Here is an 18,202-nt window from a genome sequence, read left to right as displayed (position 1 = left end):
AGGGGACGCAGGTGTATCATTCCAATAATGGGTTTATCGATTTCGAATATTTCTTCAAGAACTTCCTTGTTTCTTTTCACGATTACCACCTCTCTGTCTTTCGGCGCAGCAGCAAAACAGTATCCTTGATCGATGAATAGAGAAAATATCTAGAAATCTACTCCGGAAACGAGTATGATGTTTGCGTAGGGAGTGAACTCTCCTGTCTTCACGAATACTTTGACTTCTTTGCCTTGGAGACTGCCATTTAGAACTAGATCCTTGAATTCTGGATGAGGGATATTCTCCTCTACTATGTCGTTCCCCTTGTTCTTGATTTGCGAAACAATTTCCTTCAGTTGTGAATAGATTTCGGGGCTTACCGATTTGGTTTCGTCAGCAATAATTACCTTCTCGATTTCAAGTTCCTCGAGTACGACCTTAACGACATCTACGAACCTGGGGAGATCCCTTCCTACCGATACATCGATGCAAATTGTGTTTTCGTGCCTTGGAAATGGAAACCCTCTGTCTGTAATAACTAACATGTCGCCGTGGCCAAGTCTTGCCACTTCTCTTGCAAGATCGTTGTGAAGAATACCCTTTGTCTTCATTCTTTCACCTCCATTGATTTGTCATATTTCAGTTGATTCCCTCACTATAAGCTGTGAATCCAGCTCTATCTTTCTCGTGTGGACATCTTCACCACTCTGCTTCTTCATTATCTTCTCAAGAAGCAACTTCATTGCTGCCCTTCCGGCTTCATACTTCGGCTGATTCACAGTCGTCATCGCCGGGATTACTAGTGACGAGTAAAGAACATTGTCAAACCCCGCGATGGAGATATCTATCGGAATCTTTAAACCATGTTGTTTTGCTGCCTCGATTGCCCCCCACGCCATCATGTCATTCCCGGCAAAAATAGCAGTAGGTCTGTTCTTAAGTTTCAATATTTTCTGCTTCATTATCTTGAATCCGTCTTCATATTTGAAGCTACCGTAATAGATTCTTATATCGCCTTTGCGTATTCCATCTCTCTCGAGCTCGCTGCAGAATCCCTGAAGCCTTCTTACTGCGCTGGGCACATCTCTTGGCCCTGCTATGCAGGCGAATCTTTTGTGACCTTTGTTTAGTAAGTGTCTGGCTAATTGAGCAGAACCTTTGAAATTATTCGTGTAGATTACGTCAATTAGTGGATTCTCGATTGTGAGATGCCTGTCAAGAATCACCATGGGCATTCCATCTGAGAGATCTGCTAGAAGCCCTTCTTCCATTCGGGGTGCAACATTGATCACACCATCAACTCCGTGGCCAAGGAAGGAAATCAACGTCTCTTCTTCTCTGTAACTCTTTCCGTCGCTGTTGCAAAGAAACATCTGATAATCGTGATCGAGGGCAATGCTTTCCACGCCTCTTGCAATTTCTGCGAAGTACGGATTAGTTATATCTGGAACCAGAAGTCCAACCAGGAATGACTTTCGGATTTTCAGACTTCTTGCAATTTTACTTGGTCTGTACTGAAGGGCGTTTATGGATTCAAGAACAGTGCTTTTTAGTTCAGGACTCACGAACTTCTTCCCAGATATTACGTTTGATACTGTGGCGACCGATACTCCAGCATGTTTGGCAACATCTTTCATATTAGCCATTTCATCGACCCTCACTCGATTTCTAGTTAAACGTTTAGTTAATCGTTTAACTACAGTGTATCATCCATGAACTTGTATTCAAAACCCAGTTATGTTTGAATGAAAGCAGTTATCTTTGAAGGAGGGTGATTAAAATAGTTTTGCTAAGAAAATCGCAAGTATTCAAAGTGGAGCCTGCTTATTTCTGACCAGTGGGAGCTGGTGCCATGATTGGATAATCTGAATGTTTGGCTTTGCAGAAGCGAAAAACTATTCACACGAAAACTGTTCGAAATCGCATTCGGCTTAGTGTTTGTGGAAATTGATCAGATTATATTATGATGTATGAGTTTTTTGTAGTATTATTGCACAGAAGTCATCGTGGGAGGTGGTTATGTGAGCTTAGAGAAGAGGCTTTACAAGTCTAGAAAGGACAAAGTGATAGACGGTCTGGCTGCAGGAATAGGGGAGTATTTGGGAATCGATCCGGTGATTGTAAGATTGGTCTTTGTTGCACTTGTTTTTGCAGGCGGAGCCGGTTTGTTGATTTATATCATCGGCATGTTCATAGTGCCGAGGGCTCCAATCAACAAAGAGAACAATGTTGTGATAATGGATGAGGAGGGTAAGCCGATAGAAGAGGAAGAGAAAGAGGTGCTTTCGGATGACAAAAGCAAGCTGATTATTGCTGGGCTTCTCATTGTTTTTGGCATAGCACTCTTGTTGGGGTCATTCACTCCCTGGAACATTTTCAGCGGGATATTCTGGAAGTTTGTTATTGGAATAGTATTGATAGCAGGTGGAGGGTTCGTAATCTATAAGTCCGTAAGCAGGAGCTGATTATATGAGAATTGCGATGGGATTGATTTTCGTCTTGGTTGGTGTCTTGCTGATCTTTGGATTGTTCACTGGAGACACACTTCTCAATGCCCTGGTCAATCTCGCAAATTACTGGCCGATAATTCTTGTCCTGGTCGGGTTAAGCATTCTTTCGAGCGTAAAGGCCCTTCGCTGGATCAGATACGTTAATGTCCTGCTTATTGTCGCTTTTGTGCTGTTCATATTCTTTTGGCCCTCGCCATTTCTCTCGGGCGAGAAAGCCGTTAGGAATTCTGTGACACTTGAAGCTTCTGAGTCTTCCAGAAGCATTGAGATTCTACTCAACCTTGCGATGGCTAACATTACTGTTGAATCATTGATGGAAGATGTAGCGTCTTCAACGTTTGCGGTAGTCGAATATTCAGTTAGAGGCACCGATCTCAGGATTGAAGAGGATAGTACGCAGCTGTCTCAAAGGTTTGTGATAAGACCTGATTCAAACGTCTCTTGGCTTGGAACAAGTACCGTAGTGATTAAGCTGAACCCAGATTATAACTATGTGCTCAAGTTTGACAGCGCGGTAATGAATGGCAGGTTCAATCTGGCTGAGCTGAAAGTTGACGAACTGAAGTTGAACGGGGCTGTTATTAAGACAAAATTGATTATACCTGAAGTGGGCCCCTCAAATACTAAAGTCAATGCTGCCATTATCAACTCAGAGGTTTTTATCCCAGACGGTATTAGGTCTATTCTGAAAGCTAATGCTGCCATACGGAATATTAGAACAGATCTGTCATATACCGGAGACAAAGAGTATGTGTTTGAGGGTTCAACATTTGACTTCAGCTCATATCTTACTTTTGACAGTGCAATAATGAATCTGAGAGTCCTACGCTGAAGCCAGTTTTAGAGCTTTGTCGCAAATGGAGATTTCCATGGGCAGGGTTCCGACAACCTCCCCATCCATCTGAATAATTACATCTCTGTCGCTTATGACAGAAATAGATCTGGCGTTTCTGTAGCTTACTGTATCTACGACTAGATGTTCACCGCGATAGATCTTCGGAAAGTGGTAAAGAAGACGGAGCTTTGACATCTTTGAGACACCAACTATGTCCATGAGCCCATCATCCACAAGTGCTTTGGGGGCGATTCTCATTCCTCCTCCAAAGTAGTTTCCGTTTGCCATAGTAAGAAAAAAGAATCTGTCCGAGAACTTTTCTCCGTCAATGGTGAAACTTAGCGGATAAGTTCTCGAAGTGATGAATTCGATCAGAAAGGAAAGCAAGTATGCCATCTTTCCACTGGTCTTGAATCTCGATTTGTTCATTCTGTTAGTGATTGCCGCATCGAAACCTGCTCCAACAACGTTTACGGCATATCTAGTTGAATTAGTGCCGTTGAAATCTTTGAAGTTTACCCTTAGCAGGTCGATCTCGCGAATTCTCTTTCCAGATGCTATTTTCACCATTTCTCTGTAGTCTTGTTTAAGGTTTATGGCTCTCGCGAGATCATTTCCTGAGCCAACGGCGACTATGCCGATAGAAGCTCCCGAATTGCCAGCTTTCATTCCGTTTATGACCTCATTCAGAGTCCCGTCTCCGCCAACACTTATTATTCTCTCGTAGCCGCTGTTAAGAGCCACAAACTGCAGAGCATCGCCTATACCCGTCGTTATGTGTAGGTCATAATCACCAAGTTTTTCGCGAATCAGTTCGGAGATGTAGCTTTCAAACTCACGGCCTGCTTGACCATGACTGGCATTTGGATTAACTACTACGAGCGTATTCAAAACACTTTACCTCCGCTTAAGCTACGATGGTAGATTCTATCACAAGTTATCAGACCATAGACTCGAGTTTGTGGACAATGAAACTTGCTACATCTTCAGCAAAAGTGCCTGGCCCGAATCCCGCATCGTATCCCAATTCCTTTGCCAGTTCATGAGTTATTCTTGCTCCACCTGCCACCAAAACGATCTTCTTTCTAATGTTTTCCGCTTCAAGAAGCTCCACAAGGGCAGTCATATTCTTCAGATGAACGTTCTTGGCAGTTACAGTTTGAGATACCAGAATAGCATCGGCTTTTAGTTCAATTGCCCTTGCTACCAACTCCTCGTTTTGGACCTGGCTACCTAGATTGTGAGCATCTATGTTCCTGTATCGTTCCAACCCATAGTGACCTGCAAAGCCTTTCATATTCATTATTGCGTCAATGCCAACAGTGTGAGCGTCCGATCCCGTGCTAGCTCCAACCACAACTACCTTTCTCCCTATCCGCTCTTCAATGAACCTGTCGATCTCCTCCATAGACAGTTTCTCCATTGCTATCTTGGGAACTCTAATAGAAGTGTAGTCAACTGAATGGGAGGATTCTCCGTATGCTACAAAAAAAGTGAATCCGGTCGTCATCTCTCTTGAAAACGAGATCTGAGGATTCTTTAGACCCATCTTTCGCATCAATAATCTAGCAGCCTCATCGGCCTCGGGACCAAATGGGACAGGAAGGGTGAAACTCAGCTGAACTTTGCCGTCGTTCATCGTGTCTCCGTAGGGAGTGATCCTGGTGAGATCTACTGCAGCCGGAAGATCATTCTTTTTGTATGAGTTTTTATCCATCACAACTCCCTCCAAGCATCTTCTCGATAAATGGATTCCTGTAGCTGTTTCCCTTTTTTTCGACTCCCTCCAGTCCCTTCCCGCCGTGGAGTGATCGCCTTATGTTTGCAAAAGTCCCCTTCTCTAGTGTCTCAAACAAACCTACTGACTGAATTTCCTTCAGTAGATCCACGGCTTCATCTAACACTCTGGAAGCTCTTTCCTGGATTATGCCGTCTTCTTTGAATACTATCTCATCACTGAGATTTCGCAGGTTATTGAATATGTACCGTGCGTTTTCAATTGCAAGGTACCTATCGCTCATGAAGGGAGTGTGAATCGCTTCAGTAAGCATTCCTAAAAGTTGAATACCCTGATTAGTCATGATGGAAATCACATTGAAAAGAGTATCCTGAGCGTAACCCATGAAGATGTTTCCTGTCATGAACTTTGTAGGAGGCATGTATTTCAGTGGCGCCTTCGGAAATATCTCCCGGCTCATCTGCGCTTGAGCAAGTTCGTACAGGAAGCCGTTTTCTATTGAGGGATCCATTTCAAAAGCGTGCCCAAGACCCATCTGTTCCTCGGGAATACCTGCCATTAATGCCAGCCTTTCGTTTATGAACTGGGAAGCCAGTACCGTGTGTGCTTCTTCATAAGCATCGGCCGTAGTGAGGTAGTTATCTTCACCGGTGTTTATTATTACGCCTGCAAAACCATTGATTACTCTTGAGAAATACTGATCTATTATTGTTCTCTTCATGTTTATATCTCTGAAGAGGATCCCATAGAGTGCATCGTTTAGCATTACATCAAGTCTTTCAATAGCTCCCATTGCCGCAATTTCCGGCATGCAAAGTCCGGAGCAATAATTACAGAGCCTGATATATCTTCCTACTTCTTCTCCAACTTCATCAAGCGCAGACCGCATTATTCTGAAATTCTCTTGAGTGGCGTATGTTCCACCGAAGCCTTCCGTTGTCGGTCCAAAGGGGACATAATCCAGAAGGCTCTGCCCCGTCGATCTGATTACTGCTACTATGTCGGCGCCTTGCCTTGCTGCCGCCCTTGCTTGAACCACATCCTCATAAATGTTTCCAGTTGCTACTATCACATAGAGATAAGGTTTCTTGCCTTCGCCCAGCTCCTGTATAAGAGAGTCGCGCTTAACTCGATTCAAGCGAATCTTCTCAACTGTCTCTTCCACTAAACCGTCGATAGCTCCAAAGACTTCGACTTCAGGTCCGTAACCGAGACTTTTTAGGTCAAGTCTGCCATGTGAGATCTCCTCGGCAATTCTCTGTGGAGAGAGACCGGTTACGAGTATGGCATTGCCTATTGCGTATGCTGCGCCTTCGCTTAATAGGTTCGCGGATTTGAGGTGATCGACAACTACGTTTGACATTGGAACATCGTACTCATCGACTCCATCTATCCCGAGAAGCCTACATATTGCTCTCTCTACACTTACTGTAGTATGTTCGTTGACGAAATTGTGCACTGCGTCAGCTATCTTTCGAGAGTAATTCCGCGCTTCTTCTACTTTATTCCAGTCTAAGTTCAGTTTTCCTTTCATTCACAGCCTCCCACAATATTGCCTTTTATCAGCTCTATGAATTCCTTGTCAAGTCCCATAATACGGGCGATTGCAATAGCCTCCTTCGGAAAGATTACTTTGTCCCTCATTTCTATAAGTGAGTGGTCAACGTAGTAAGAAATCTCCCTGTCTCTTTCGGTTTCAATTCTGTGGTGATCAACACCTTTAATCATAAATAACTGGGCGGAGTTGATTTGGAGTGCCTCCTCGTAATGAGATGTGAAAATGGAGCGGCACTTGGGGTTGCGACCGAGATAATCGGCAGAGGCTATCAAGAAAGCGGGACCTTCAACAGGATTAGTGCTCCGACCGATCTCGTCGAACAGGAACAGGCCCGCGATTTCCGCTTGAACTATCTCTATTGCTTCTTTCAGGTGTTGAATTTCTCCCGCAAACGACGACAGCCCATCGGTGAAAGACTGTTTGTCCCCGCTGAAATAAACCACCGACTCGTACACGGGAATAAAAGCTTTATTTGCAGGAACAAAGAGACCGTACTGAAACATTGTTTGAAGAAGAGCGACACTCCTGAGAAGAACGGATTTCCCGGTCATGTTACCGCCAACGATGACAACCTTTCGTCCAAAGTTTGCTGAAAATGGCTGGAACTCCTTCCCCTTTTTTCTGAGGCTCTCGGATATCTCTGGATTGAAGAGATCTTCGAACTCATACTCTCCAGAAGAGATTTCTGGTTTCCTCAAGCCTAGCTTCTTATTCAGATCGGTGAGAGCGATTACTAGGTCTATGTTTCCGGTCTTGTTAATCGCTTCCTCGAGGACGTCACGATACTCTCTTAGTCTATCCGAAAGATCGGCTCTCACCCTCCTCTCAATCTCGAAGTTCTTCTGAACAAGTTCATCAAGACTCTTGGTATGTTCTCCACCTATACGCTGTAACCTGTGAAGCTCCTTCCTAACCTCACCGAGTGCATCGTCGAAGTTATTGGAGATATAGAAGCTCTCTGTTTGGGAATTATCAGGGTCTAGAATTGAAAATACGGGCGAAAGGCATGGAAGTTGCATCCATGAGCCGCAAGTTCCTAGTTCTTCCCTTAGCTTTTCGCACCAGTAAGTGAAGCTCTTGATTTCAAAGAGCTCTATATCCTCAAGCAAATTTCCACCGGAGAGGTTTGAGATTGTCCCCCTAACATCCCGGATCCTTGATAAAATTCGCTTAAGTGAAGGTACGATCTCTTCCTTCTTGAGAATCTCCTCTTGCCTTCTGTGAATTTCTTCTATTGACTTTCTGTTGGTAAGAAAGGTGAGGTTACGCAGCGCCTCTCTTCCAATAGGTGTTATTGGCTCAATGAGAGAGATTATGTATTCAAATCCGCAGTCAAGGTATTTCAATTTGCCGTCTCCTCCAGAACATCGATTACGGGAACACTGATAAACTTCTCCAGGGCTTCTACAAGCTCTCTTGACTTGACACTGAAACCTGTTGGCGAATAAGGGTTCACCGTTACCGCGATGAGATTGGCTGGATAAACAACTTCAAGTCTTCCTCCAGATCTTTCGTACTTCACGAGAGTCTGTTCGTCAACGAAAATACATGAAAAATCTCTAATTACTACTCTCGTTCCGGGTTCTGCAAGACGAAGCAAAACGGAAGATGTCAGTGATCCGTTTATGTAGATTGTTTTCCCCACAGTATCTGTGCTTGAGTACGATGCTGTCAAGGATGAGGAGGATAGTCTTTCAAAGACCCCATTATCATCTATCCATACACCGATCTCGAGGGGGAGTAGGCGATTTCGGAGCTCTCTTTCTGCACCGGGAAGAGAGATCAGCTTCACCGCAAAACGTGTCTTTCTTACTAATTCTTCTAAGTTCATCGACAGAGCGGCACCGGTTGCAAGGATTATTCCGTCCGATATTCGTGGAGCTCCGGGGCTAAGTCTCGATGTAGAACCATCTATAAGAACCTTATCACAGCCATAGGATTTCAACGTCTTTACAGTTTCGCACAGATAGTCCAAAATAGATGGCCCCGAAATTATTACTTTCCCAGCAGTCTCTGCTCTTGCGAAGACCGTTCTGCCGAGAGGGGATCTGTAATCCCTCAGGTCTAACACAGTGGCGGAAAACCGTCGGTTGTGGAAGTCCTTCTCGGATGTTGCGAAATAAGTGCCTTTACTGACATTGATCTCGGGCTTTTTATTCAGGTAAATCTGGTCTATCTTCTCACCTTCAAGTCCCGTTGATGTCAGTCCAACAGAGACTCCCTCTTTTCTAAACTCTCTCAACAGCCGATTAAGTACGACCGTCTTACCGGTGTTCTTTTCCAGGCCGATCACGGATACTGTTTCAATTCCATCGGTTAATTCAATGACGCTGATGGGAGGTCTCATTCTCCAGTGAAGAGCAGCAATGCTTCGCCGTCAANNGTCAACTGCCTTCTCTCCATTGCTCTTCTCGACAGTTGTACGAACCAGTAGTCTCTTTTTCTCTTCGTTTTTTTCGAGGATTTCGATAGTGATCTTCACTTCCTCTTCCAAAAAGATTGGCTTCAAGAACTTGACTTCTTGTCTCATATAGATAGAACCCGGTCCAGGAAAGTCATTTCCAAGGATGGCCGAGATGATTCCTACAGAAAGCATCCCGTGAGCTATCCTCCTTCCAAAACGTGTGTTTTTCGCGAATTCTTCGTCAGTATGAACAGGATTCTTGTCGCCAGTCAACTCGGCAAATGAATCTACCATAGCTGTTGTGATCACTCTCTTTGTAGAGAAACTTTTGCCTTCATAGAAATCTCGAAATCTCATTTCTTCACCTTCTTTTCTTTCCACTTCTTAATTCTTTCTCTTCTCTGAAGGGTCGTGGGTTCGAAACTCATGGAATTTCCATAAAGAAGGTCGGAGACACCCGTAAACTCGTATTTCTCTTTATAGAGACTGTCATCAACGTCGCTGGAAGTATCCTCCGGCTCATGATACGTGGTTATTACCCCTTCATAATTTCTTAGAACGACTACTCTATCTGACTCGGAGATGTTGTACTGGGGCATCACTCTAATCTTACCGCCTCCGCCGGGGGCATCGACCACGAACGTTGGAACGCATAGTCCCGAAGTATTTCCAATCAAAGACTCCATGATTCCTATTCCTTTCCTTATGGAAGTTCTGAAATGGCCAATTCCTTGAGAGAGATCGCATTGATATATGTAATAGGGTCTAACTCGTATTTTGACAAGCTGGTGTACGAGCTCCATCATTATGTAGGGGGAATCATTCACTCCTCGAAGGAGAACGGATTGATTTCCCAACGGTATTCCTGCATCAGCGAGCATTTCGCATGCTCTCGTAGAATCGGGAGTGATCTCCAGTGGATGGTTGAAATGAGTGTTAATCCAAATCGGGTGGTATTTTCTCAGCATTTCTACAAGTTCGGGAGTCACTCGTTGGGGAAGAACGACAGGTGTCCTGGTGCCAATTCTGATTATCTCCACGTGGCGGATCTTTCTCAGCTCGCTAAGAATGTACTCGAGATATTCGTCTCCTACAAGCAATGCATCTCCTCCGGAGAGCAGCACATCTCTTACCTCTGGGGTTTGCCTAATGTATTCAAGTGCATCGTCAATTTCCTTTCTCGTTCTTGGCTTATCGAGTTGACCGGCAAATCTTCGTCGTGTACAATGCCTACAGTACATCGAGCACTGGTCTGTAATTAGAAAGAGGACCCTGTCGGGGTATCTGTGAGTGAGTCCCGAAACCGGAGAGTCTTCATCTTCATGAAGTGGGTCAATCATATCCCATCTGTCGATTCTTAGTTCCTTGTCCGTGGGAACTGCCTGCCTTCTTATCGGGCATCTTTGATTGATTGGGTCCATGAGAGTTGCATAGTACGGTGTAATTGACATTCGAAGCGTTCTAAGGCACTCGGCAATTCCGAGGGCTTCTTCTTCGGTGATTTCGATTATCTGCCTGAGAGCTTCAACAGTCTTGATTCTGTTGGCTACCTGCCAGCGCCAGTCACTCCATTGAGCAGTAGTAACCTCTTTCCACATTGGAATTTCCCTGTAATCTCGCATTGCTCCACCTCAAATGTATAGCTTCTGAAAAAGCCTTCTAATACTGTCTGATTCTCTCAAAATGTCCAACGCAAGCTCATCGTGGCCTTTGGTATACCCGTTCCCGATGATCATGGTAATATCCTTCCCGACACCTTCTGCTCCTAGGGCTGCTCTGGTAAAGGAGGTGGCCATGCTGAAGAAATAAACTATGCCTTCGTTTTTGGTAACGAGTATCGAGCTCATCTCAGTGTTGGGAACATTCACATTGTTTACTACCACATCACAGAGCTTACCTGCTGTCAGTTCGTGAATCTTATTGTAGACTTCAAGAGGCTTTGTTGCATCTGCAATAACTACCTCATGGGCAAGGTTAAGCTCTCGGATCCTCTTCGCATTTTCTTCAGAATATTCTACTACAATCACTTTTCCTGAGTCACCGCATTTCTTCATCGCTTGGTAGCAACATAACACTCCGGATTTTCCGCCACCCCCAAGTATTGCTACACTCATACCACGCTGCACAAGCTTGTCGACTTGCGCCGGAGCTCCCGCAACGTCCAGAACTGCAAGGGCCATCTTAGCGGGAATATCTGATGGCAGTTTTGCGTATATCCCACTCTCAAACAGTATAGCCTTCCCTTCGACATCCACCTGATCTTTTTCGAGATGCACCTTCAGAATCCTCTCGATTTTCAGCGGCGTCAAGGATAGCGAAACAAGTGAGGCAATTCTGTCGCCAACTTCTAATTTACGGTCTTTAAGGGCTTCTCCTATCCGCGAGACTCGACCAATTAGCATTCCTCCTGAGCCTGTAACTGGATTCTGAAGCTTCCCCCTATTGTTGACTATATCGATTATCATGGCAGCGATTCCCAATTCATCGTCTTTGCAAGCTTCTCTCATCTGTGTGAAACTAGCGGAGTCAACGTTAAGGGTTTCCACATCAACGGAGATTTCGTTGTCATAAAGATCCTCTGAGTTGTCAATTTTTCTCGCTGCTTGAGGGAGGAATCCGAGCGGCTCAATAACTCTATGGCTCCCAAATGGACATCCCTTCATTTATCTTTCCTCCTAATTCCAAGTATTTCTCTTGCTTCGTTAGGAGCTGCTATGTCTCTGCCCAACTCTTTTGCGATTCTCACTACTCTCTCCACCAGCTGAGCGTTAGAAACCGCAAGCTCTCCCCTTCTATAGTAGATATTGTCTTCAAATCCCACTCTAACATGTCCTCCCATCAGGATAGCAACTGTTGCCAAAGGGAGCTCATACCTACCAATTCCTGCTGCGGTCCAGGTACTGTCAGTCGGTATATTGTTAACCATGTGAATCAGGTCTTCGATATTCCCTGGGCAGGCACCCGGAACACCAAGAACAAAGTCAAAGTGTATTGGGCTTCCTAACAGTCCTTTTTTTTGCAAACGTAGAGCATTTTCTATCATGCCTCTTTCAAATACCTCTATCTCAGGCTTTATTCCTTTCTCTTTCATCTCCAGAGCGAAATACTCCATTGTTTTCTCTGAATTGAAGAAGACATCATCTCCAAAGTTGCACGTTCCGGCAGAGAGGGTCGCCATCTCCGGATTGATCTCAAGAGGTTGAGATCTCTCTTCCACTTTATGCCATACTGCTCCACCGGTGGATGGCTGGAATATCAGATCGCACTTGCTTCTGATTCTTTCCATAATTTCTCTATAGATTTCACGATCCTGTGTGGGCTTTCCCGACGAGTCTCTTGCATGAACGTGGACAATGCTCGCTCCTGAGAGAAAACACTCGTATGCTGCCTCCGAGATTTCTTCAGGAGAAACCGGTAGCGCCGGTTGTTGTTTTTTCGTGACTTCTGCACCGGTAAGAGCTGCAGTGATTATCAACTTATCCATCGTTTTTCCTCTGCTTGTTCTTGGGTACTACGCATGTACCACTAGCTCTGCATACTAGGACAGGTTCAGAAAGGCTCTCAGCCGCGGAATCATTGATATCAGGTCTTGCCTGAGCAACTTTGAAGGCTTGAAATGTCATCTTTCTAGATGTGTTGCCTCTAGAGACAATTTCCCCTGTTGCTTCAATGTAATCCCCTGCGTAGACGGGAGCGAGAAACTCAACGTTATCATAGGCTTTGAAAAGCCCTTCATCGCCATCGCTTGTAATCAAGAGCTCAGTAGCCACGTCTCCGAACATCTGAAGGATTCTTGCTCCATCAACAAGGTTTCCCCCGTAATGAGCATCATGAAGACTCATTCTCACTCTAACCATCGTCTTTTCCAAAACAGCACCCCCTTCATTTATTTTGCCTTCAAACTGTAACTTTATCAAAGCTCGCCGGCGCTAATTAGAAGCGTACAGGGTCGAACAATAGTTTCTATGTCTCTCTTTCTATTCTGTTATACACGATTTTTCCGAAAAATTACCTCTCCGCCTTTGCCGGGTAAAGCTCTACCTTTCTGGTATGCTATAGATATCGGATCTATCGGGAAGGAGAGATGTGCATGGTCAAGACTCTAATAATGGCTGGGGGAATAGGGGAAAGGCTTTGGCCTGTTAGCGTAAAAAAAAGACCCAAGCAATTTCACAAGTTTGGGTCAAACAAAACGATGATTGAAGAGACTATCGAAAGAATGGAAGAGCTTACCGACGAGACAATCATAATTACTACAAGAGAGCAATATCCTCTTATGCAGTACTATCTGCCTCTCTTCCCGAGTGAAAATGTGATTTTCGAGCCGATGAGAAGAAACACTGCTCCCGCCATCGCTCTCGGGAGCAGTAGGTTTTCTCCCGAAGACACTATGGTTATTGTTCCCGCAGATCACGTAATAAGAGATAAAGAGAATTTTCTGAAGACGTTAAGGACGGCGATCAGATTTGCTGAGTCTCACGAATCGCTTGTTACTATAGGAATAACTCCCACACATCCCTACACAGGCTATGGATACATAGAGAGGGGAAATGTGGTTGATGAAAACGATGAGGTCTATGCGGTGAAGAAGTTCCACGAAAAGCCTGACTACGAGACTGCTCAGCAGTATTTTCGGTCAGGCAGGTTTCTTTGGAATTCGGGGATGTTTGTTTGGAGGAAGAGCGTTTTTGATTCAGAGCTTTCAGAGAACTTCCCCGATCTATTTTCTGTAATCTGCGAGATCAAAGACAGGCCCGAAGAAATCGAAGAGATCTATGAGAGACTTCCGAAGATTTCGATTGACTACGGTCTAATGGAAAGGTCTTCTAGAGTTGTTACTGTGCAGGGGAATTTCTACTGGAATGACATAGGGTCCTGGGATGCGGTTTATGATTTGCTAATTAAAGACAAGAACGGGAACGCAATTGAAGGAGAATTCTCAACAAGAGAGGTGAAAAACTGTTTGCTGATCAATCACACACAGAAGAAGCTGGCAATATCCGGTATTGATGGCTATATTTTGGTGGCAAGTAGTGAGGGAACTCTATTATGCAAAAGAGGAGAGTCACAGGAAATAAAAGAGATAATAGTGTAAGGAGGAGAAAAGTGGATAGAAAACTTGACGAAATTGTGATTTCCCTGAAGGAGGAACTGGTAAGATCAATATCCGATTCAATTAAAATCAAGTCGGTTCAGGATACTCCGGTGGATGGCGGTCCCTTTGGAAAAGGGGTAAGGGATTCGCTTGATCAAACTATCAAGTTGGCGCAGAAGCTAGGCTTTGAGGCAAGGAACGCCGATGGGTATGTGGGCATAGTAGATTATGGATTGGGCGAGACTTTCGGTGTTCTTGGTCACCTTGATGTAGTTCCAGAAGGAGAAGGTTGGGAAGTTCCACCTTACAGCGGCCTGGTGAAGGACGGAGAGATCTGGGGAAGAGGAACTCAGGATGACAAAGGCCCTATGATTGCAGCACTTTATGCTCTCAAGGCAATAAAGAACTATGTTAAGAAGCCCTCCAAGAGAATTAGGCTGATTTTCGGAACAAACGAAGAAACTGGCTGGGAGTGTATGAAGTACTATGTCAAGCACGAAGAGATCCCGGATTTTTCTGTGACACCCGATGCCGATTTTCCTGTGATTTTTGCGGAGAAAGGAATAGTGAATTACGGGATTTCAGCACCTGCCATCAGTAGAGAGAAAGGGCTGGTAATCGAGAACTTGACTGCCGGAGAAGCACCAAACATGGTTGCTTCGTCAGCAAAGGTCGTTCTCAGGGGTGCAGACGACGAGATTCTAGAGAAAATTCGCTCCTTCTCACCGAAGAATAATACTAAACTAGAGATAAATAAGTCGGATAGAAGAGTTGAGATTTCGATAACGGGAATCTCCGCTCACGGATCAACCCCAAATAAAGGGCAGAGCGCATTGGCAGCTCTGGTAGACCTTCTCGCGGAGCTTCCCCTGGAGGATTCCGAGATGAAGAGGCTCTTGAGTACAATAAGAAACAAGATTGGTTACGAATTCTGTGGCGAATCGTTAGGAATTTCCGGAAGGGATTCGATGTCTGGAGAATTGACTCTCAATATGGGAACTCTCAGGCTTCAAGCCGGAGTCCTGAAGCTGGTAATTAACATCAGATACCCCGTTTTCTTCAATGAAGCAATGATAAGATCGCAGATTGAAGAGGCTTTCAATGGATTCCGGGTCGAAACCTACCATCACCAGAAGCCGCTTTATGTATCTCCCGATTCGGAATTGGTAAAGATGTGCAGGGAAGTATATAAGGAAGTGACGGGACACGATGAAGAACCGATAGCTATTGGTGGAGGAACGTACGCCCGGGCAGTACCAAATGCCGTGGCTTTCGGAGCTTTGTTGCCCGGAAACGTTGAACTGGCCCATCAGCCAAATGAAAGGATATCGATTGAAGATGTTCTTCTCGTGGCAAGAATTTACGCTCAGCTCTTCCTTAGGTTTCTGCAGACCTGAGTAAGAAGCAGCTTGCATGACAAGTTTATCTAGGGCCGAAGAGACTGTTACTCGGCCTTTTTTGATCCGGGTTGCTCCTAATCAACAACGTTTTTCAGCCACTTCCAGGTCAAGGTCCTTCTGACTCCCAGAATTGCCTTGAAGAGCTCTTCAATCATCATCGCGACGTAGACGAGAGTGAGCGGCCATTTCAGTACCAGTCCGGTGACGGCCACAAGAGGAATTCCCACTCCCCAAAGCGATGCAATCTCGATGATCATAGCTGCTCTGGTGTCTCCTCCGCTTCGGAGAACCCCGACGATGTTCACTGCATTAAACATTTTGATTGGCTGGGAGATGCCCACAATGATAATTATGGTTAGGACAATATTCTTAAGTCCCTGATCAATATTGTAGAAATTCACGATGATCCTCGAAAGCAGAATGATGATAAGGCCGGTTGCCACTGCGGTCATCACAGTAAGCTGAAGCAACTTCTTTGCGTTATACTTTGCCTGAGTGAAGTTATTCCTTCCCAGTTCTGCTCCAACCATGACAACTGTCGCTGAAGCTAATCCACCAAAAATGACGAACCCGAAGTTTTCGATGGTGCTAGAGATATTCCTGGCAGCTATAAACTCAGTACCCATTCTTGCCATGACAAGCGAGTACATTGTAATACCCAGGCTCCACAGAAACTCATTTACTATCACCGGAGTAGCATATTTCATAAGCCTTTTGAAAAACGGTGCTTCGAACTTGAAGGCGAATTTTGAAAGCCTTACAGGGGTTTTCCTTCGCAAGACAATATTGACAAAAATCACGAACTCCACAAATCTTGACAGGAGAGTTGCGAGTGATGCTCCATAAACACCTAGAGGTTGGATTGGCCCAAAACCAAAAATCAGCACGTAGTTCACCACTGTATTGATCGACAGAGCGACAAGACTTACATACATAGGGATTCTGGCTTTTTCCACTGTTCTCAAAGCCATCGCGATAATAAAAGAAAATGATGTCAGGAACGTTGAAAAGGCTACTGGCCTTGCATATGTCGCGCCGGTTCTTATTACTTCAGTATCGGTAGTGAAGATCATTAATACTCTTTCGGGGAAAAAGAACAACAGCACAAAGAATACAACGGCGGCTCCCATGGTAATGTAGAGAATGTGCCCGAGCGTCTTCTCGATGTTCTTTTCGTCTCTTTTTCCCCAGTACTGCGAAACGAATATTCCGGCTCCGCTAGACACCCCGAAGGTGAGAATATTGAGAATAAAGACCACCTGATTCACCAGACCCACGGAAGCTATTGCGGTTGTGCCTAATTGTCCAATCATGAGGTTATCAACGAGATTGAGGCCGCTAGACATCAGGTTTTGAAGTGTTATTGGTATCGCAATGGAAAGCATTCGCCTAGTGAAATCCTTCATATCGACCTCCAAGAAAATGAACCGTTGAATTATACAGCTATTTCTCGAGATAGGCAATAGTACGACCGAAGAAGCTAAAGCATCATGAATTGCTATAATGATGATGATAAGTATTTCACATTAGAAAGGGGTGTCTCTGTGAAGAAAATCGGAATAATCATTTGTGGTCGCTATCAGAGTTGTGGGGGAGGGAAATGTCTCAGAGCAATGAGAGAACATGTGGGTGGTTTTTCCATTTATCCTGATGAAGAAGAACTGGTTCTTGTCGGTTATTCTTATTGCGGAGGCTGTCCGGGAGGAAATGTAGAATACGTGCCTCAAGAGATGATCAAGAACGGAGCCGAAGTAATTCATCTCGCAACGGGAATGGTGGTGGGTTATCCACCTTGTCCACGACTAAGTCATTTCAAGGAGTTCATTGAGAGTTACTATGAGATTCCAGTCGTGATCGGGACTCATCCCATACCAATGAAATATCTCACTGCCCACGAGAAGCTTTCATTCTGGGAGAAATCAGACATGTATGAAAAAGCGGAACACCTGATGAAAGAGGATAGGGAGATAATGAAGGCGTATGACTGATCCGGAATCTCCCGATCTTGTCGGGCCTGAAACCGGGGGAAGAGATGATCAGTGAGAAAAGAATNNCGACAGAGAATCGAAAGAGAAAATTAGAAGAGAAATGAACTACGATATCCAAAACAAGGTCTTCGACAGTGGTAAAGGGGATCCTTTTGAAGTGCTGGGAGACCCCGCTTCGTATGCCAGAGAATTCATAGAAGAGAGGAAATCGACTTACACCCAGGTTCACACGAGGCTATCTCGGACTTACGGTATCGGAGGCCACGCCGGTTATGAGTTCATTTCAAAGTCAACTGTTTTAGGCCTGCCTTTCATCCACATAAATACGCGTCCGTTTGGAGTTGCAAAAGGCATCATTGCAGTCGTGAATGTGGCAATCGGAGTGTTGGCCATTGGTGGAGTTTCAATCGGACTTTTCAGCTTGGGAGGGGTAGCGCTTTCTCTTCTGCTTTCTCTGGGTGGAGCATCTGCCAGTCTTTTCTCTGCATTTGGCGGATTGGCAATTGCGCTGTATCTGGCAGGCGGGGGCCTTGCGGTTTCCTTTGATTTTGCAGTGGGGGGAGCAGCTATTGCAAGAAACTATGCGATAGGAGGCTTTTCATCTGCAAGAGTGGCTATCGGAGGAGATGCAAGAGGTGTGGTTGCAATATACGAGCAGAATGGAGTTGGGAATTACCTTCTCAGATTGCCAA

The 18,202-nt window shown here is 44.9% G+C and carries 18 protein-coding genes and 1 pseudogene; 6 read left to right on the top strand and 13 right to left on the bottom strand.

The annotated features are described in order from the left end of the window. Positions 1–149: 149 nt before the first annotated feature. Both rbsD and B3N33_RS10870 read right to left on the bottom strand, forming a co-directional pair. Positions 150–593, bottom strand: a complete 444-nt coding sequence (gene rbsD, locus B3N33_RS10875; RefSeq protein WP_099829912.1) for a D-ribose pyranase — start codon at positions 591–593, stop codon at positions 150–152. 21 nt (positions 594–614) lie between these two features. After that, positions 615–1,628: a LacI family DNA-binding transcriptional regulator gene (locus B3N33_RS10870; protein WP_214078529.1), complete on the bottom strand. Its 1,014-nt coding sequence runs from the start codon at positions 1,626–1,628 to the stop codon at positions 615–617. Between the two features lie 375 nt (positions 1,629–2,003). On the opposite strand from B3N33_RS10870, the gene B3N33_RS10865 reads away from it, so the two are divergent. Beyond that, positions 2,004–2,447: a PspC domain-containing protein gene (locus B3N33_RS10865; protein WP_292593350.1), complete on the top strand. Its 444-nt coding sequence runs from the start codon at positions 2,004–2,006 to the stop codon at positions 2,445–2,447. A gap of 4 nt (positions 2,448–2,451) precedes the next feature. Then, positions 2,452–3,324, top strand: coding sequence for a hypothetical protein (locus tag B3N33_RS10860; RefSeq protein ID WP_292593348.1), 873 nt, complete (start codon positions 2,452–2,454; stop codon positions 3,322–3,324). Here the strand turns inward: B3N33_RS10860 and B3N33_RS10855 are convergent. The 10 genes from B3N33_RS10855 to B3N33_RS10810 all read right to left on the bottom strand — a co-directional run bounded on the left by B3N33_RS10855 (position 3,316) and on the right by B3N33_RS10810 (position 12,884). Beyond that, on the bottom strand, positions 3,316–4,218 hold the full coding sequence (locus B3N33_RS10855; protein WP_214060353.1) for a diacylglycerol/lipid kinase family protein: 903 nt from the start codon (positions 4,216–4,218) through the stop codon (positions 3,316–3,318). The genes B3N33_RS10860 and B3N33_RS10855 overlap by 9 nt on opposite strands. Before the next feature lie 49 nt (positions 4,219–4,267). After that, positions 4,268–5,044, bottom strand: coding sequence for an OAM dimerization domain-containing protein (locus tag B3N33_RS10850; protein ID WP_214078532.1), 777 nt, complete (start codon positions 5,042–5,044; stop codon positions 4,268–4,270). After that, the gene (locus B3N33_RS10845; RefSeq protein WP_292593345.1) at positions 5,037–6,599 is read right to left on the bottom strand and encodes a lysine 5,6-aminomutase subunit alpha; all 1,563 of its coding nucleotides are present in this window, start codon (positions 6,597–6,599) and stop codon (positions 5,037–5,039) included. The genes B3N33_RS10850 and B3N33_RS10845 overlap by 8 nt, the downstream gene beginning before the upstream one ends. After that, entirely contained in the window at positions 6,596–7,969 is a 1,374-nt protein-coding gene (locus B3N33_RS10840; RefSeq protein ID WP_292593343.1) for a MutS-related protein, read from the bottom strand. The genes B3N33_RS10845 and B3N33_RS10840 overlap by 4 nt, the downstream gene beginning before the upstream one ends. Continuing rightward, positions 7,966–8,970: a hypothetical protein gene (locus tag B3N33_RS10835; protein WP_214059741.1), complete on the bottom strand. Its 1,005-nt coding sequence runs from the start codon at positions 8,968–8,970 to the stop codon at positions 7,966–7,968. The genes B3N33_RS10840 and B3N33_RS10835 overlap by 4 nt, the downstream gene beginning before the upstream one ends. A 30-nt stretch (positions 8,971–9,000) precedes the next feature. Further along, on the bottom strand, positions 9,001–9,321 hold the full coding sequence (locus B3N33_RS10830; protein ID WP_292593386.1) for a MaoC family dehydratase: 321 nt from the start codon (positions 9,319–9,321) through the stop codon (positions 9,001–9,003). Between the two features lie 59 nt (positions 9,322–9,380). Then, complete coding sequence (gene ablA / locus B3N33_RS10825; protein ID WP_214059739.1) at positions 9,381–10,649, bottom strand: lysine 2,3-aminomutase; 1,269 nt, start codon at positions 10,647–10,649, stop codon at positions 9,381–9,383. 9 nt (positions 10,650–10,658) lie between these two features. Continuing rightward, positions 10,659–11,690 (bottom strand): zinc-binding dehydrogenase, encoded by a 1,032-nt coding sequence (locus B3N33_RS10820; RefSeq protein ID WP_099829932.1) that lies wholly within the window; start codon positions 11,688–11,690, stop codon positions 10,659–10,661. Further along, the gene (locus B3N33_RS10815; protein ID WP_214078538.1) at positions 11,687–12,511 is read right to left on the bottom strand and encodes a 3-keto-5-aminohexanoate cleavage protein; all 825 of its coding nucleotides are present in this window, start codon (positions 12,509–12,511) and stop codon (positions 11,687–11,689) included. The genes B3N33_RS10820 and B3N33_RS10815 overlap by 4 nt, the downstream gene beginning before the upstream one ends. Next, positions 12,504–12,884 (bottom strand): hotdog domain-containing protein, encoded by a 381-nt coding sequence (locus B3N33_RS10810; RefSeq protein ID WP_214078570.1) that lies wholly within the window; start codon positions 12,882–12,884, stop codon positions 12,504–12,506. Before B3N33_RS10810 ends, B3N33_RS10815 begins: the two co-directional genes overlap by 8 nt. A gap of 233 nt (positions 12,885–13,117) precedes the next feature. On the opposite strand from B3N33_RS10810, the gene B3N33_RS10805 reads away from it, so the two are divergent. Continuing rightward, positions 13,118–14,122 carry a mannose-1-phosphate guanylyltransferase gene (locus B3N33_RS10805; RefSeq protein ID WP_243392323.1) on the top strand — a complete coding sequence of 335 codons (1,005 nt, stop codon included), beginning with the start codon at positions 13,118–13,120 and terminating at the stop codon, positions 14,120–14,122. An 11-nt stretch (positions 14,123–14,133) separates the two neighbouring features. Continuing rightward, a complete protein-coding gene (pepV, locus tag B3N33_RS10800) occupies positions 14,134–15,519 on the top strand; it encodes a dipeptidase PepV (protein ID WP_214059735.1) in 1,386 nt (461 codons plus the stop codon). A 77-nt stretch (positions 15,520–15,596) separates the two neighbouring features. On the opposite strand, the gene B3N33_RS10795 is transcribed toward pepV, so the two are convergent. Then, positions 15,597–16,928: an MATE family efflux transporter gene (locus B3N33_RS10795; RefSeq protein ID WP_292593337.1), complete on the bottom strand. Its 1,332-nt coding sequence runs from the start codon at positions 16,926–16,928 to the stop codon at positions 15,597–15,599. A 138-nt stretch (positions 16,929–17,066) separates the two neighbouring features. Between B3N33_RS10795 and B3N33_RS10790 the strand changes: the two genes are divergently transcribed. Then, entirely contained in the window at positions 17,067–17,510 is a 444-nt protein-coding gene (locus B3N33_RS10790; protein ID WP_214078542.1) for a CGGC domain-containing protein, read from the top strand. A gap of 100 nt (positions 17,511–17,610) precedes the next feature. Next, positions 17,611–18,202: pseudogene (locus B3N33_RS10785) on the top strand (hypothetical protein); the annotation flags it as partial.

This window comes from Mesotoga sp. UBA5825 (assembly GCF_002432955.1).
GTDB lineage: Bacteria > Thermotogota > Thermotogae > Petrotogales > Kosmotogaceae > Mesotoga.
The sequence above is the reverse complement of the archived record's forward strand: the minus strand, read 5'-3'. Positions and strand labels throughout refer to the sequence as shown.

Excerpts from the sequence above, each read along its gene's own strand:
- ablA (WP_214059739.1), bottom strand. The coding sequence starts at position 10,649 with ATGCGAGATTACAGGGAAATTCCAATGTGGAAAGAGGTTACTACTGCT.
- B3N33_RS10815 (WP_214078538.1), bottom strand. The coding sequence starts at position 12,511 with ATGGATAAGTTGATAATCACTGCAGCTCTTACCGGTGCAGAAGTCACG.
- B3N33_RS10820 (WP_099829932.1), bottom strand. The coding sequence starts at position 11,690 with ATGAAGGGATGTCCATTTGGGAGCCATAGAGTTATTGAGCCGCTCGGA.
- B3N33_RS10845 (WP_292593345.1), bottom strand. The coding sequence starts at position 6,599 with ATGAAAGGAAAACTGAACTTAGACTGGAATAAAGTAGAAGAAGCGCGG.
- rbsD (WP_099829912.1), bottom strand. The coding sequence starts at position 593 with ATGAAGACAAAGGGTATTCTTCACAACGATCTTGCAAGAGAAGTGGCA.
- B3N33_RS10805 (WP_243392323.1), top strand. The coding sequence starts at position 13,118 with ATGGTCAAGACTCTAATAATGGCTGGGGGAATAGGGGAAAGGCTTTGG.
- B3N33_RS10860 (WP_292593348.1), top strand. The coding sequence starts at position 2,452 with ATGAGAATTGCGATGGGATTGATTTTCGTCTTGGTTGGTGTCTTGCTG.
- B3N33_RS10810 (WP_214078570.1), bottom strand. The coding sequence starts at position 12,884 with ATGGTTAGAGTGAGAATGAGTCTTCATGATGCTCATTACGGGGGAAAC.
- B3N33_RS10850 (WP_214078532.1), bottom strand. The coding sequence starts at position 5,044 with ATGGATAAAAACTCATACAAAAAGAATGATCTTCCGGCTGCAGTAGAT.
- B3N33_RS10795 (WP_292593337.1), bottom strand. The coding sequence starts at position 16,928 with ATGAAGGATTTCACTAGGCGAATGCTTTCCATTGCGATACCAATAACA.
- B3N33_RS10870 (WP_214078529.1), bottom strand. The coding sequence starts at position 1,628 with ATGGCTAATATGAAAGATGTTGCCAAACATGCTGGAGTATCGGTCGCC.
- B3N33_RS10835 (WP_214059741.1), bottom strand. The coding sequence starts at position 8,970 with ATGAGACCTCCCATCAGCGTCATTGAATTAACCGATGGAATTGAAACA.